This window comes from Prochlorococcus marinus str. MIT 9211, from assembly GCF_000018585.1.
Taxonomy (GTDB): Bacteria; Cyanobacteriota; Cyanobacteriia; order PCC-6307; family Cyanobiaceae; genus Prochlorococcus_D; species Prochlorococcus_D marinus_B.
Genome location: NC_009976.1, coordinates 1,118,653 through 1,132,869, shown reverse-complemented (window position 1 = coordinate 1,132,869; position 14,217 = coordinate 1,118,653). Strand labels below are relative to the sequence as shown.

Here is a 14,217-nt window from a genome sequence, read left to right as displayed (position 1 = left end):
CATCTGTTACATCGACTTGTCTCATGGCGAACTTGTTCCTCTTGCATCTATAGATAAAGTCTATGTACCCATATTTTATATGGGCACAGTGTGAGGAACCCAATGAAATTATTCCAGCAATTGCTGGTTTTCCCTGCTGCTTTGGGATTGGTTGCGCCTTTGGCTGCAAATGCAGCTGAAGTCAATATGACTGATGTTTCTAAGTATGCGGCGAAAACAGCTAAAAGCATCAAAGCTCCTTCTAGTGCTCAATTCTCAGACATCGTTCCTGGGGACTGGGCCTATACATCTCTTAAAAACCTAAGTGCTAGCTACGGTTGTGTAGATAATGCCTACACTCAAAACCTTAATTCAGGTCTTGCTTTAACTCGTTATGAAGCTGCTGCATTAGTAAATGCATGCCTTGATAACGGTCTGGTTGCAAGTGGTGAAGGTCTTTCTTCTGATGCTTCTCTTCTTGCCGATGAGTTTGGCGTTGAGATGGCAATTCTCAAAGGCCGTGTTGATGGACTTGAGTACAAGCTTAATGAGCTTAGTGCTGGTCAGTTCTCATCAACTACCAAGTTGAATGGTAAGGCAGCTTTCGTTGTAGGTGCTGTTGACTATGAAGACAGTGCTGATACAGCAGTTGATCATGGCGACAAGCTTACTGGTACTTACAGCTACAGGCTTGATGTAAATACCAGCTTCAATGGTAATGACCGCTTGTATACAAGAATCATTACTGGAAACATGGATGGAAATAATCCATGGGGCGATAAAGATGGTGGTACTTACCTAGCTGTCGCTAACGACCACGAGCAAGTTCTTGAGGTAGATAAGCTCTGGTATGAGTGGACCAAGGATGACCTTAAATTCTGGGCCGGTCCAAAGATCGAGAACTACTACATGTTGGCAGCTTCTCCATCTATCTATAAGCCTGTTCAGAAGCAATTTGCTTTAGGTGGTAACACTGCTGCTTATGCTTCAAGCACAACAGCAGGTTTTGGTGTCGCTTGGACACAGCCAACTGAGGCTGATAGAAAGTGGACAGTTAGCTCTAACTACGCCTCTGTTGGAGCTGATGATGCTACCAAGGGTATCCTTACCGATGAGCAAACTAAGTGGCTGACTCAAGTTACTTACGGTGGTAAGAGATGGCAGATCGCTGCTGCTTATGCTCGCCATGGTTGCGCAGGCCAGGATGCAAACAGCTCTTGTAAAGCATGGTCTGACTACTATTCAACTGCTGCAGGCGACAATGCAACTGGAGAAGGCGAAAATGCTTATTCATTGCGCTATTGGTGGAGACCAGCTGAAACAGGTATAATGCCTTCTATTCAGCTCGGTATGGATTACCGTGAGCTAGATGATGCAGCTGACACAGAAGTTCAGAGTACTGCTGCTTGGATGGTTGGTCTTAACTGGAAAGACGCTTGGATCGATGGCAACAGAGCTGGAATCGCTTTTGGTTCTCGTGAGCATGCTACCGATTATGCAGGTTCCGGTGACGACGAAGCTGATGACAACCTAGTTTGGGAAGCCTATTACGATTACCAGTTGACTGATGGAATCACCATCACTCCAGCTCTATTCGGTGGCTCTCATGTCTATGACGGTTCTAACGATGACATCTTTGGTGCTCTAGTTCAGACTGTATTTAAGTTCTGATTTCTTCAAGAAAACATTACTTAAAGAAAAGGGTGCCTGTATAGGCACCCTTTTTTTGATTTCTAAAAATTGATCTAAGAGAAGAGTCCTACCAGCAATTCTCACCTTCCCCTATTGGGATGCAGACGTCTTCTTCTTTGGCTTTCTTTTTTGCTGCTTTTGCTGCCTTATCGAGGGTCCCTTCAGCATCGATTGACTCATCAGTTGTCCATTCCTTGAGACCCCCTAGCTCTTCAGAATTGGCTAAATTATTTGTTTGCAACGAGCTTGCAGCAACAATTGCTGTCGCAGCTATAAATATCGCCACAGGTGAGCTTTTCATCTTCTTTATGATTGTTGATAGTTATTATCTTGCTCCTAACAGGCAAATGCAAGCTGAGCTAATGCTACATAGTTAAGTATCAAAAGATATAGATTCAATCGCCAAGTCTTCTTAGGAGGTTGCTATAGGCTTGAAAAACAAGATCAAGCTCGTCTGACCTCCCATGCTTAGCAAGTAATCCTCTCGCTCCAGCATCAAGTCCAAATAAAAAATTCCGATCTTCATTATTAGCTACATAGCTTTGAATCCAACCAACGCAAACGATTCTCTCTCCTTGTGAAACTTGTTTTACGGAGTGAAGAGAGGTGCTTGGATAAATAACTATTTGCCCACAATTAAGCTTTATTTCCTTAACACCTTGCATTGATTGAATTAATAGCTCACCTCCTTGATATTCGTTAGGTGAACTTAGGAATATAGTGAAGGACAAGTCACTCCTCCCACTTGACATATATGCATTGTCAACGTGCATTCCATAACCTTGACCTACAGAGGATCGAGTAAACATTGTTCCATGAACTTTCCTAGGTAAAGCAAAGCTTTTTATGAGTTGATCTGAAGTAAGCTTATTGTTTACTTTATTAGAATTAGTTACTCCAACTTCTGAATCTTTTTTAAGCTGCAAGTTATTCTTCACCTTCGCTGCATAAGATCCTGCAGAAGTTTTACCATCTATCCAACAGCTATTATCCTTAGTGATATTTGAAGTTATTTTCTTGCTTTCTTCTTTAGAAAGAAGTTGGTGTATCAAGAGTTCCATCTGTTAATTAATATATTCAAGCAATATCAAAATAATATAGCCTATTATCAATAGCAGCAATTAATACTTATAAATGTATAATATGATAAATCAGAGCAAAACCTTCTGCTCTTATATAAAATGTTTGAAATAGCTCTTATTACTTAATCAATTGGTTTGATGAAAAATTTGCATCGTTTGCTTCCTACTCTTGTAGCAACCTCAAGCTTAATTGCTACAGTTTTAACGAACTCCACTATCGCCTCAACTAGGGAGGTAAGAGTTTACTCAGGGAGGCATTACAATACTGATCGTAAAGTCTTTAAAAAGTTTGCTGAAGAAACAGGCATCCGTGTTCGCCTAATAGAAGCACAAGGAATATCTCTCATTGAAAGAATTAAAAGAGAAGGAAGAAATTCAAAAGCAGATGTAATACTTTTAGTAGATGCAGCAAGGATTAGTAATGCTGCAAAGAGTGGATTGTTGCAATCTTATCGATCTGAAAAATTAGAGAAATCTGTACCAGCTGAATATAGAGACCCAGAATCAAGATGGTATGCGCTTACTAGAAGAGTTCGAGTTTTAGTTGCAAATCCGAAGATCGTTGATATTAAAAAAATACAAAAATATTCAAGCCTTGCCGACCCCTCCTTAAAAGGTTTGGTATGCCTGCGTAAAAGAAATAGCCCTTATAATCAATCACTTGTTGCTGACCAAATTGCTCTTTATGGGAAGAAAGAAACCAAACGATGGTTAAAAGGAATGATAGAAAATGTTTCTGAACCTTTCTTCCCTGGGGATATTGGAATTACTAGAGCAGTTGCACAAGGAAAATGCGGAGTAGGAATAGTAAACCACTATTATGTTGCTCGTATGCTTGCAGGAGTAAATGGAGTTAAAGATAGACGTTTCGCGCGAAAAGTTGAGATAATTACACCAGACCCAGCGCATGTCAATGTCAGTGCTGGAGGGATAGCCAAATATGCCCAGAACAAATCAGAAGCAATAGAATTACTTGAATTCCTTGCATCTCCTACTGGAAGTTCTGGATTAGCTGGGCCAACTTATGAACATCCATTGAAAGGGGTTAACACAAGTCCTGAGGTTAAGTCTTTCGGAGGTTTTACCCCTGATAAGGTGACAATTGAAGAGTTAGGATTATTGAACTCAAAGGCAATCAAGTTGATGGCTGAGACAGGTTGGGAATAAAATATTCATAGCAAATTTCTAATTAAATCTATATTAAAGCGACTCATAATTACCAATAAACTCATCACGAAATCAATTTTATAGAGTTAATGACTAGAGTATTTAAAGTCAAAATTTAGGTCTATATAGGAAAATCAATTTTTTTTCTTCATAAGACTTTTAGTTCAATCTTTCTCTAAAAATAGTTAGTAGTTTTTCTAGGCATAAACTAGAAGAGCTTATCTCTGGAGAGGTGGCTGAGTGGTCGAAAGCGAACGACTCGAAATCGTTAGACGGGTAAAGCTCGTCCGTGGGTTCGAATCCCACCCTCTCCGTTCCTGACTTTTGTCCATAGGCGTCTCAGGGCGTCCATAGCGGTCCAAAGTTTCGTGTGAATTCAACATCTTCAGTCGAGTTCAGATTTTTGAATGCTTGTTTGTCAGAGGAAATCCAAAAAGATCTATTAAGTGAAATCTATTCGCCATGTTCCTTCAATAATTCAACAGCACTTTCTTCTCCAAGTTCTGATGCTTTCTTCCAATCAGAACAAGCACTCGTAAGATTATTTAGATTCGCTTTTGCTAAACCTCTATTTAAATATGGCAATGAAAATGTTGAATTATTTTCTATTGCTTTATTAAAATCTAATATCGCACCTCTATAGTTTTCTAAACACATTTTGGCACATCCTCTACGGTTATAGATATCAGAATTACTCTGATCAAATTCTATTAGTTTATTGAAGTCTAAAATTGCACCTTGATAATCTCCTAATTCATGCTTAGCAATTCCTCTGTAATAGAGTGCTTCCCCTCTTTGACTCTCTTCAGGATCAATTTCCATGACTTTGTTGAGATCATACAGTGCTGATTCGTAGTCGTTAATATTTATTTTTGATATTGCACGACTTCCATATCCTTCTGTAAAAAAGGGGTCGATCGTGACTGCTTTAGTAAAATCGGAAATAGCACCTTGATAATCTTCATCGATATTTTTACATAAACCTCTATTGAGATAAGCAGGACCACTTTCTTGATCTAGTGATATCGCTTTATCGAAGTCATTGAATGCACTTTTGTGATCTCCAGATGAAAATATCATTTGACCACGATCGTTATATGCCATTGCAAATTCTGGATTTAATTCTATTGCTTTATTGAAATCATCTAACGCACCTTTACGGTCACCTAGATTTTCTTTAGCACAAGCACGATGATTATATGCCACCTCATTCTTAGGATCTATTCTTATAACCTGGTTGAAATCATCGATTGCTTCTTTATTATTTTCTAAAAGCATTAAAAAATATCCGCGATATAAATATGCATCAACAAAATTATTATCGATATCTATTATCTTAGTAAAATCTTCTATTGCACCTTGATTATCATTCAACTCTGCCTTGGATTGCCCTCTTTGAAAATAAGCATCTATATCATTAGGGGTATTATTTAATACTTTACTATAATATTTGATTTCTTCCTTGTGGAACAACTCATCTTCTTCTTTGCTATAATTCGTTGATTTTCTATTATTTATCTCTGCTACATTTTCTAAATCTTTCATTTGTTTATTTTTACTCGATTTACGTCGGGCACGTGTTTCTTTGAAATCAATATAAGAATCAAATAAAAGAATATAAACTGGAAATATAAATGAAAATCTTACTAAATTTACAGATATAGTTAATAACCAATCTGGAACTATAGGGAAAAAGAAATTAAATACAAAGAGTATCCCTGAAAGGAACAGAGACCAGATTAGGGGGACTAAAGAAAGTTCGAATGAAGAACCAAGTTTCATAGAACATTACTTTTATATTTAGTTTAAATAATCTATATGCTTTTTCATGGAGCGGGACAAGAACGTTGCAATAGAAGCGTTGTTTCTCTTCGGAGCACTAATGAAAATCGACATCAGAGAACGCTTTCTGCGCATTCGGGAAGTTGTTCATAGGACTGGAATGAGTAGAGGAACTATCTACAACAAAATCCATGCTGGGACCTTCCCTAAACAAATACCAATCGGAGCAAACCTTGTTGTCTGGTTGGAAAGAGATGTCCAACAATGGATGCAAGAACAAGTTGATAAATCGAGGGGGTAAAACCCCTCTTTCTTATAATTAGTCGTCGGTTATTTGTCGTCAATACAGTCTAAAATCCGTTGTAGGGTATGTTGTAGGGTATTTCATAAATGACTTGTAAAACCTGTCTAATCCCGTCTAATGCAGTCTAATTTTCGCCGAACTCGACAGACACCCTCTCCGTTCAATTAATTTGTCAGGAGTTGTCTTGACGAGTCACTTTCACGTAAATACGTTGCAGTAACTACTATTTTAAGCGTGAAGAGATATCCACCAGTATTCAGGATAGTTCAACTTTGGGAAAAATATGTTGGGGATATGTTGGGGATTCTTATGGAATATGTTGGGGATCTTCTAGTAGCAATGAATCTTGTGCTTCTCGTTATAAAGAATAGTGCAAAAACTATTGATAATCTTAATATCTAGAGCTATTTAGATCCATCGTTTTTTAATTCAAAAATAAATCCATTAAGTGACAACTCTGGTCTGAAATCTTTGAACATTGTTGCCCGTATTCTCTTGTTAATCTCATTCTTATCCATATCAATTTGAATCTTAGTAAGTTCATTAAAATCATTTCTCTGGATTGGAGCTCTGGTCCACTCCTCATCACTTTTTGGTAATAATTTACCAGTATAGAGATAATGAGTTATTTCATAAAACAAGCATAGTTGATGATCGTAGGTTCTTGTTAGCAATGTTTCAACATTATCATTAGGATAAACTGGGAATCTAGATACTTGGATAATGTCACCACTATCCACTTTTTGTACCATATGGTGACAAGTCGCTCCATATTCTTTGGCATCTTCATAAAGGGCAAAGTTAATACAACCAATACCAGGGAAATCAGGAGACGCTGGATGGAAGTTAATTGCTACTTCCTTTGATTTTTCAAGCAAGTACTTTGGAACAATCCATCTTGATTTGTACGATATTATAATGTCTCCATCCCACCAAGATGCTTCTTCTGGAAACTTGTCTCCCCATTCTCCTAGGCAAGAATATACATCACTAAAAAGTAATCTAAGATGATTTAATGCCTTTAAAGTATAAGGATCATTCTTTTTCCCAAGAAATAAAACCTTTTTGCTTATCATCAGAATCTATATTGATATCTTATGGTTCTAGAATCTCGAGACTCACTAGTCAAGATCTAGGGACTAGTTCCTTCCTGAGATTGTCTTTAGTTAAAAGTCATCCACTAAATCATTGACGATAGAATTTACGGTACCTGTCATTGCTTCTCCTCCTTTTGAATAGAAGGGTTCTTCTCACAATGCTGTTTATGGTGCTCGATGTAGGAATAGGGTCTCCAGTGCTGTCTAGGTGCTTCTAAACCACAGAACTCACAGATAAGACAATGTCTAAAAAACTATCTGTAGGTTCGAAGCTGTTTATCCATCCAATTGTCTCAGGTTCTTTGGTGTAAAAACTTGAAGCTCTGAATCGGCAGAGCTCTCCATAATCATAAATCTCGAAAAGGTTTTTTCTATCTTTCTCTCCTAGAACCTTCAATGTCCTATTGAACCGTTTGTCTCCAATAGCTAGCAAATTTCTTTTTAGCTTTCGAATTATTCTTTTTAAAATCATTAATTTCTATCTTAAGATCCTTAAATTAGATTACTGCTTGGTTTAAGTGCAAGTCTCTTCGCACACTGCAGTACCTTGATTATCGCTTTGGGGCTCTACTCAAAGCAAATTTTGTGCCTATGTAGATCTCCACAAAAAATTTGTTCGGGGGCAAAACTCTTTTTAGTTACGTATATATAAGTACGGGAAAAGATGAAACAAATAACAGGCAAAAGCTTTTCTAGGGTTAATGTTTTTTTGTTACTGGAATTGTATGATCATTAACCTATTTTCAGCTTGAATACTCAACAATCTGTGGTTGCAAGCCCCATACCAAGAACTGCCCCTAATGGGATAGACCAACCATAAGCATCTTTTCTCGATAGTGCAGCAGCAAGTCCACCTCCTAGCAATCCGCCAGTTGTTTTGTTTGTGTTATTACAGCTAGTAGCAACTTCTTGAGAGTCATAGCGATTCCTCCGTATGTGATAACCATAATTTCTTCTAACCGGTTCAGATGCATAGCGATGTCCATGTATTACATAACCGCTATTTAACCTTCTATGCCAAAAGGGTTTGTAATGGTGATACCTTCTAACAGCTCTCACACCAGAAGACTCGCAAGGCACTGAAGTTTCATCTTTAAAGGAGTTAACGTATCCAGGGGATGATTCTGTACCAGGGACATATATTTCTCTGTATTCAGTTTTGAAGCATTTGCGCTCTGATGCGTACCCAGGCTGAAACTCATCATATGCAAGCGCTTGAAAAGGGGTTATCAGTAGAAAAGCAAGCAAGAGAGATTGGTTCCTCATGGTTTTAATACTGATACTTATCAATAAGCAATATAATAGTACTATCTTGCAAGCCTAGGTTGGTTGATTTTTAAATTGTATAAAATGAGTACTATTTTGAATCTTTAAAGTAGTTATACTCAAGTATAATTTTCAATGCCTAGAACCATTGAATACTCCTAGTTGAGGTGTCTTTTATATTGATTTAAAAAGATAAATATTCAAGATATAAATAAGACTATAAATTAATTATCTACAAAATCAATTTCAACTTTTTTAAGTATTTTTAATGTATCCAAATCAATATTTATTGCCATAAGATACTTTCTACTCGTAAATATAACTTGCTCTCTATTTATACCACCAGCCCAAAGAGAGAATGTTGGTAAGTATTGATATAAGCCGTAGCATGTATCACAACTTTTTACTCCATGCCAGCCTACTTCTGTAAGATTAATTCCTTTGCTATAACCTAAAGTACTAGAACTAGAGTGTACAGAGTAGTTCTTTGAATTTAAAACATTTCCATAAGAGTCAAGTAGCTTTATTCTAATAGGGTTAAAGTAAGATACATCATCATAACTTCGTTTGCTGTTTTTATATAAATTCCATATCCAGTAATTATACAGATTTTTCTCATTATATTCATCTCTCATGTGTTCATAGATATCATTAATCCGATAAACAGTCTGTTTTACTTGTGGAGAAGTTGTATCAAATATAGTAAGGAAGTGGTCATTAGCACCGCCACCTAATTTAGAATTTGGGCTAGTACTACTAAAGGCTATTTTCTTTTGATCACTAATGTTATCTAGTATATTCATAATATTGTCTTTGAAGTTTCTTTTCAATTTAATTTGAAAAGGGAAAATAAAAGTTGTCTTACTATTCCATCCAGCTAAAACTCCATTCGTTTTACAGTAGGAATAGGTAGGGTTTTTTTTGCAATAATCTGAAGCCCAAAAATCTAGAACATTTATTGGTTCATCCAGATCAATTTCATAAACTTCACCATTCCTCAGGGGGTAAAAACCTTATTTACCAAAAGGTCATACTTGGACGATAGGTTCTCCGTTTCCGCGGCAGCTTTGGCGAATAGGTTTATAGAAACCTCTTGGGAACCATAGGCTAACTTCTTTACATATGCTTTGAAATCTTCGATTCTTATATCAACTCTAGCTTTTACAATGTAAAGACCATTCTCAGTCCTTCGTTCAAGAATTCTAAATGACTTTATAGAACCTTGAGAATACTCTTTTATCTCTTCTGTATAATCCTCATTAGATTTGAATTCAAAATTAACATCAGCTTCTGAATTAATGCCATTATTAATTTCAGTCTGCATTTTCATAATTGTTTCTGTATCAATAAAAGATCCAACTACTTGCATTAAGGCATTTTTTGCTGCATTTTGAGCCGCTTCGGGGAAATCGGATCCAAATCCTTCAATGACAACAACTTTGACATTTTTATTTTCCGCTATAAATGTATTTATTGACTTATTGCCGCTATGTTTTTTATTGGCTTTATAGGTAATTTCATCAGCAGAAAAATTAGGACCAATAATTGAGAAAAAACCAATTAAAAGTAATATTTTCTTCAAGATAATAAACATGGTAAAAGAAGACTTTTTTTAATTGACGTTGCTGATTCTAACAACTCTAGAAGTTTGCATTTCAAGAGCTTGTAGATCTTGTTTTGTTAAAAGCAGTCAAGGCTTATTTTAATCTACAACCCTTCTCTTGCTTTAAAGGCCAACTGTAGTCTGCTTTTATTATAGGCCGCTCCCCCATAAGGACAATTATAAAATAAGCTCAATTTCAAAAGGTTATGCTTATTGAGAAGTTTGAGTATTAAAATAAGTTCAACCGTTTTTTCCTTTAGAAAATAATAGAAATTTTAGAGCATTAAGAACCCGGATTGGGAATTGAATGCATTTTCTCGAATAAATACCGTACGCAATTCTGAAAATTTGCATGGTTTTGCTAATCTAAACCTTAATTAAACAGATCTGCATTAAATGATAAAAAGCTCTCATGCTATCCCTAGCCTCTTGCTAGTCCTTTGCTTTCCTGTCTCTGCATATGCATTGCCAACTTGTGAAGGAGCTCCTGGTGTTGGAGTAGAAGCTGTACAAGTAGATGATGCTGGTAATTTCAAATTTCGCGGCACTGCAGCAGTTAGAGCTCCTGGAGAGAACCCATCTTTGCTTTTACTTGCTAGAAAAAGGGCAGAAACAGCCGCTAGGCGCGAATTGGTAAGATTTTGGGAAGGAACTGATCTTGTAGATATTTGTTCTGATGATAATGAGGAGATGCAAAACATTACCGTTGAGAATGATGTTGAGAATATTAATTACTCTGAAGTAACAAAGGTTACATGCTCAATTCGCACAAGTTCTAGCGGACTGGTGAAAGGTGCTGAGTTTGGTGGAGCTTGTAAATCTGGGGGAATGTATTATCTCTCACTCATAATTACACCTGAATCGATTCAAGCTGCTACTAGGGGTAGTAGGCAAATGAGCAGCGGAATGGGAGGTGGAATGAAACCTATAAACTCAAATCAGAATAGCAACTCATCTTCATCTCCTAGTGACTTTAATACATATGACAAATACCAGTTTTAGATAAATTTATTTACTGGCTATAAAAAGAAAATTTAACTCTAAGAGATTATTATAAAATTAAATTTAACTCATATAAATAACTAAGCAATCAAGTTCATGGTCAAGTTATCTTATAATGAAGATGTAATTATAATTTCGAAAGGAAAGATGAAAGTGAAAAGATATAGTTGCTCCAAATCTCTCTAAGTTAATTTACCAATAAATGCTCGCTCAAGGCTATTTATCAATGTTGCTAGACATGAAGCATGTTTTTTTATTTGTAAGCTAGATCATTATATTTACATCTTTGACATTATAAATAAGAAAAAATAATTATGATATATTATAGTTTATATACTATTTCACATAACGAGACTATTTATTTCTACCAGCTCTTATTAATGATTACCAATTCTTCTCAAACTTAAATGAACAATACAATTGTAATAGCTGAAGCAGGAGTAAACCATAATGGTGATATTTCTTTGGCAAAGAAACTTATTAAAGTAGCAGCAGACTCTGGAGCTAATTATGTGAAATTTCAGAGCTTTGTTGCTGATAAACTAGTTACTAAATTTTCCGATTGTGCAAGTTACCAAAATAGAAATAACTTAGTCAGTCAAACTCAGTTAGATATGCTTAGAAAACTAGAATTAAAAGAAGATGATTATTATACTCTTATAAAGGAATGTGCTAATCATGATATAGGTTTTTTATCTAGTCCTTTTGATATAGATGCGATAAAATTCCTCAAGAGACTAAACATTGATTATTTAAAGATCCCTTCCGGAGAGATAACAAACCTTCCTTATTTAGAAAGAGCAGCTTCTTTTGCTAAACCGATTATCCTATCTACAGGAATGTCAACATTAACAGAAATTGAGGCAGCATTGAATATTTTATATAAAGGCGGATGTAAGAAAAATAATGTCAACCTCCTTCATTGTATTAGCGAATATCCAGCACCAAAAGAAATAGTTAATCTAAATTTTATAACTACACTGAAGAAGAATTTTGGTGTTAATGTAGGCTACTCTGATCACACTATGGGCATAGAAATACCGATAGCAGCTGTAGCTCTTGGGGCAAATATTATAGAAAAACATTTTACATTAGATAGAGGAATGGAAGGGCCAGACCATAAAGCAAGTTTAGAGCCTATAGAATTAAAAGAAATGGTAAAATCTATTAGATCAATAGATTTAGCACTTGGTTCTGGAGTGAAGGATATCTCCCTTATTGAAAAAGAAAATGCCAAGATTGTTAGAAAATCATTGGTTGCTATAAATGAAATTAAGATAGGTGATTTATTCACTGAAGAAAATGTTGGTATTAAACGACCTGGAACTGGTATATCTCCCATGAGATTAGAAGAAGTATTAGGTCAAAAAGCCACCAAATCATTTGGTATAGATCAGATAATAGAATTAGATTATGAATAAACGCAAAAACAAAATTTGTTTTATTACTGGAACAAGAGCTGAATACGGACTGTTGAAATGTTTAATGAAGGAAGTTGAACAATCAAGAGATCTTTCGCTTCAGTTAGTTGTTACTGGAAGTCACTTATCCAGAATACATGGGTATACAAAAGATGAAATTATTAAAGACGGTTTTTTGATAGATAGTGAAATTGAAATAGATTTAAAAGAAGATACAAATTCATCTACATGTTTCTCTCTTGCAGAGATTATAACTAAGGCTTCAGGCACATTTGAGCGGATGAAACCTGATTTAATCGTATTATTAGGAGATCGTTATGAATTACTTGGAGCAGCTTCTGCAGCAATGGTTCACAGAATTCCAATTGCACATATTCATGGAGGAGAAATAACTGAAGGATCATTTGATGATAATATAAGGCATTGTTTAACTAAACTTTCCCATATTCACTTTGTAGCTACAGAGCAATATCGTAAGCGTGTCATTCAATTAGGTGAGAAACCTTCTAATGTGCATAATGTAGGGGGGTTAGGCGTAGATGCAATTGACAAAATAAATCTCTTAAGTAGGGCAGATCTAGAGAAAGATATTGGAATAAATTTTCTCAAAAGAAATCTTATAATTACATACCATCCCTTAACTCTTTCTTCATCAGAGCAAACAGAATCAGAGGTCGTTGAACTAATAAAAGCATTATCTCGACTGGAAAATACTCTTCAGATTTTCACTCTACCTAATGCTGACCCTGGTAATTTCAGGATCACAGAAATAATAAATTCATATGTTAATGAAAATGATTCGGCTATTGCATTTAAATCCCTTGGCCAATTACGGTATCTTTCCTGTCTGTCTCATGTCGATGCAGTTATTGGAAACTCATCAAGTGGACTTATAGAGGCACCCTCTTTCAATATAGGTACAATAAACATTGGAGAAAGGCAAAAAGGTAGATTGACAGCAAAAAGTGTAATTAATGTGAGAGCCGATGCAGATTTAATACATAACTCAATATCTACTATATATACAAAAGAGTTTCAGGAATTACTAAATGATAATTCTAATCCTTATGGAGAAGGAGAAGCCGTACAAAAGATATTGTACATATTGACTAATCTCAAAATAGAAAAATTGCTAAGAAAAAAATTTTTTGATTTAGATTTTAATCTACGATGAAAAGGGCAGCATCTAACGAAATAGCGCTTTGGTCCTTTCGAGTAAATGCTCCGCTTAAAGTAATTTCTAAACAAGAGGAAGACTGGTCAATTGGACTATCTCCAAGAAGATCTCTTCAATTTAAACATTCAAGAGGACATGTACGTTCAGCATTAGGAGACCTTTGGAAAATATCCCCTTTAGATATACCTTTATATGCTCCTCCAGGGAAACCACCTGAGTTAAGTAGTGGATGGGGTAATATAAGCTTTAGCCATTGTAATGACAGGCTTTTTATTGGGTGGTCTTCAAGATCAATTGGAGTTGACATTGAGAGAGTTGATAGGAATCTGCAAGCAAATAAGCTCAATAACCGTTACTTCTCGAAGCAGGAAGATCACTCACTTGATGAATTAAGTGAAGAAGGTTTTCGTAAAGCAATTCTTGAGAAATGGGTTTTAAACGAAGCAGCAATTAAATGGCAAAAAGGTAATATTGCTAGTGATATGCCGAATTGGGTGTTCTATAAGGAATCGAACCTCGCAGTTCATAAAATATTGGGATTTACAATTGCTCTAAAAATTATTCATTTTGAATCTTGGTATACCGCTATTGCTTATGATAAAAGTTTAATCAATGAACCCATTATTATTTGCCAGAAGTAATATA

The 14,217-nt window shown here is 35.8% G+C and carries 15 protein-coding genes and 1 tRNA gene; 8 read left to right on the top strand and 8 right to left on the bottom strand.

Annotated elements, in window-relative coordinates; translation table 11 throughout:
* The first annotated feature begins 102 nt into the window (after positions 1-102).
* The gene (locus P9211_RS06110; protein ID WP_012195810.1) at positions 103-1,650 is read left to right on the top strand and encodes an iron uptake porin; all 1,548 of its coding nucleotides are present in this window, start codon (positions 103-105) and stop codon (positions 1,648-1,650) included.
* Positions 1,651-1,738: 88 nt separating this feature from the next.
* Here the strand turns inward: P9211_RS06110 and P9211_RS06105 are convergent, their stop codons facing one another.
* Positions 1,739-1,972, bottom strand: coding sequence for a hypothetical protein (locus P9211_RS06105; RefSeq protein WP_012195809.1), 234 nt, complete (start codon positions 1,970-1,972; stop codon positions 1,739-1,741).
* A gap of 94 nt (positions 1,973-2,066) precedes the next feature.
* Positions 2,067-2,732, bottom strand: a complete 666-nt coding sequence (locus P9211_RS06100) for a Fe2+-dependent dioxygenase (RefSeq protein WP_012195808.1) — start codon at positions 2,730-2,732, stop codon at positions 2,067-2,069.
* Between the two features lie 159 nt (positions 2,733-2,891).
* On the opposite strand from P9211_RS06100, the gene P9211_RS06095 reads away from it, so the two are divergent.
* Together P9211_RS06095 and P9211_RS06090 are read left to right on the top strand one after the other, a co-directional pair.
* Complete coding sequence (locus tag P9211_RS06095; RefSeq protein WP_012195807.1) at positions 2,892-3,920, top strand: extracellular solute-binding protein; 1,029 nt, start codon at positions 2,892-2,894, stop codon at positions 3,918-3,920.
* A gap of 226 nt (positions 3,921-4,146) precedes the next feature.
* A tRNA-Ser gene (locus tag P9211_RS06090) sits at positions 4,147-4,234 on the top strand.
* A gap of 139 nt (positions 4,235-4,373) precedes the next feature.
* Here the strand turns inward: P9211_RS06090 and P9211_RS06085 are convergent.
* Positions 4,374-5,702 carry a tetratricopeptide repeat protein gene (locus tag P9211_RS06085; RefSeq protein WP_012195806.1) on the bottom strand — a complete coding sequence of 443 codons (1,329 nt, stop codon included), beginning with the start codon at positions 5,700-5,702 and terminating at the stop codon, positions 4,374-4,376.
* A 46-nt stretch (positions 5,703-5,748) separates the two neighbouring features.
* Between P9211_RS06085 and P9211_RS06080 the strand changes: the two genes are divergently transcribed.
* Positions 5,749-6,003 (top strand): helix-turn-helix transcriptional regulator, encoded by a 255-nt coding sequence (locus P9211_RS06080; protein WP_225866198.1) that lies wholly within the window; start codon positions 5,749-5,751, stop codon positions 6,001-6,003.
* Between the two features lie 407 nt (positions 6,004-6,410).
* On the opposite strand, the gene P9211_RS09115 is transcribed toward P9211_RS06080, so the two are convergent.
* From P9211_RS09115 to P9211_RS06055, 5 genes are all read right to left on the bottom strand, one after another.
* Complete coding sequence (locus P9211_RS09115; RefSeq protein WP_012195803.1) at positions 6,411-7,082, bottom strand: formyltransferase family protein; 672 nt, start codon at positions 7,080-7,082, stop codon at positions 6,411-6,413.
* Between the two features lie 235 nt (positions 7,083-7,317).
* Positions 7,318-7,575 carry a hypothetical protein gene (locus P9211_RS06070; RefSeq protein ID WP_012195802.1) on the bottom strand — a complete coding sequence of 86 codons (258 nt, stop codon included), beginning with the start codon at positions 7,573-7,575 and terminating at the stop codon, positions 7,318-7,320.
* A 284-nt stretch (positions 7,576-7,859) separates the two neighbouring features.
* The gene (locus P9211_RS09110) at positions 7,860-8,369 is read right to left on the bottom strand and encodes a hypothetical protein (RefSeq protein WP_012195801.1); all 510 of its coding nucleotides are present in this window, start codon (positions 8,367-8,369) and stop codon (positions 7,860-7,862) included.
* A 224-nt stretch (positions 8,370-8,593) separates the two neighbouring features.
* The gene (locus P9211_RS06060; protein ID WP_012195800.1) at positions 8,594-9,172 is read right to left on the bottom strand and encodes a hypothetical protein; all 579 of its coding nucleotides are present in this window, start codon (positions 9,170-9,172) and stop codon (positions 8,594-8,596) included.
* Positions 9,173-9,366: 194 nt separating this feature from the next.
* The gene (locus P9211_RS06055) at positions 9,367-9,963 is read right to left on the bottom strand and encodes a hypothetical protein (protein ID WP_012195799.1); all 597 of its coding nucleotides are present in this window, start codon (positions 9,961-9,963) and stop codon (positions 9,367-9,369) included.
* A gap of 405 nt (positions 9,964-10,368) precedes the next feature.
* Between P9211_RS06055 and P9211_RS06050 the strand changes: the two genes are divergently transcribed.
* The 4 genes from P9211_RS06050 to P9211_RS06035 all read left to right on the top strand — a co-directional run bounded on the left by P9211_RS06050 (position 10,369) and on the right by P9211_RS06035 (position 14,213).
* Positions 10,369-10,974 (top strand): hypothetical protein, encoded by a 606-nt coding sequence (locus P9211_RS06050; RefSeq protein WP_012195798.1) that lies wholly within the window; start codon positions 10,369-10,371, stop codon positions 10,972-10,974.
* 407 nt (positions 10,975-11,381) lie between these two features.
* Complete coding sequence (gene neuB / locus P9211_RS06045) at positions 11,382-12,395, top strand: N-acetylneuraminate synthase (protein ID WP_012195797.1); 1,014 nt, start codon at positions 11,382-11,384, stop codon at positions 12,393-12,395.
* Positions 12,388-13,569, top strand: coding sequence for a UDP-N-acetylglucosamine 2-epimerase (gene neuC / locus P9211_RS06040; RefSeq protein WP_012195796.1), 1,182 nt, complete (start codon positions 12,388-12,390; stop codon positions 13,567-13,569). Before neuB ends, neuC begins: the two co-directional genes overlap by 8 nt.
* Positions 13,566-14,213, top strand: a complete 648-nt coding sequence (locus P9211_RS06035) for a 4'-phosphopantetheinyl transferase family protein (protein WP_012195795.1) — start codon at positions 13,566-13,568, stop codon at positions 14,211-14,213. The genes neuC and P9211_RS06035 overlap by 4 nt, the downstream gene beginning before the upstream one ends.
* Positions 14,214-14,217 lie beyond the last annotated feature (4 nt).

What these genes read in the sequence shown, in the direction of transcription:
- P9211_RS06110 (WP_012195810.1), top strand. Translation starts at nt 103, where the DNA reads ATGAAATTATTCCAGCAATTGCTGGTTTTCCCTGCTGCTTTGGGATTG.
- P9211_RS06105 (WP_012195809.1), bottom strand. Translation starts at nt 1,972, where the DNA reads ATGAAAAGCTCACCTGTGGCGATATTTATAGCTGCGACAGCAATTGTT.
- P9211_RS06100 (WP_012195808.1), bottom strand. Translation starts at nt 2,732, where the DNA reads ATGGAACTCTTGATACACCAACTTCTTTCTAAAGAAGAAAGCAAGAAA.
- P9211_RS06095 (WP_012195807.1), top strand. Translation starts at nt 2,892, where the DNA reads ATGAAAAATTTGCATCGTTTGCTTCCTACTCTTGTAGCAACCTCAAGC.
- P9211_RS06085 (WP_012195806.1), bottom strand. Translation starts at nt 5,702, where the DNA reads ATGAAACTTGGTTCTTCATTCGAACTTTCTTTAGTCCCCCTAATCTGG.
- P9211_RS06080 (WP_225866198.1), top strand. Translation starts at nt 5,749, where the DNA reads ATGGAGCGGGACAAGAACGTTGCAATAGAAGCGTTGTTTCTCTTCGGA.
- P9211_RS09115 (WP_012195803.1), bottom strand. Translation starts at nt 7,082, where the DNA reads ATGATAAGCAAAAAGGTTTTATTTCTTGGGAAAAAGAATGATCCTTAT.
- P9211_RS06070 (WP_012195802.1), bottom strand. Translation starts at nt 7,575, where the DNA reads ATGATTTTAAAAAGAATAATTCGAAAGCTAAAAAGAAATTTGCTAGCT.
- P9211_RS09110 (WP_012195801.1), bottom strand. Translation starts at nt 8,369, where the DNA reads ATGAGGAACCAATCTCTCTTGCTTGCTTTTCTACTGATAACCCCTTTT.
- P9211_RS06060 (WP_012195800.1), bottom strand. Translation starts at nt 9,172, where the DNA reads ATGAATATACTAGATAACATTAGTGATCAAAAGAAAATAGCCTTTAGT.
- P9211_RS06055 (WP_012195799.1), bottom strand. Translation starts at nt 9,963, where the DNA reads ATGTTTATTATCTTGAAGAAAATATTACTTTTAATTGGTTTTTTCTCA.
- P9211_RS06050 (WP_012195798.1), top strand. Translation starts at nt 10,369, where the DNA reads ATGATAAAAAGCTCTCATGCTATCCCTAGCCTCTTGCTAGTCCTTTGC.
- neuB (WP_012195797.1), top strand. Translation starts at nt 11,382, where the DNA reads ATGAACAATACAATTGTAATAGCTGAAGCAGGAGTAAACCATAATGGT.
- neuC (WP_012195796.1), top strand. Translation starts at nt 12,388, where the DNA reads ATGAATAAACGCAAAAACAAAATTTGTTTTATTACTGGAACAAGAGCT.
- P9211_RS06035 (WP_012195795.1), top strand. Translation starts at nt 13,566, where the DNA reads ATGAAAAGGGCAGCATCTAACGAAATAGCGCTTTGGTCCTTTCGAGTA.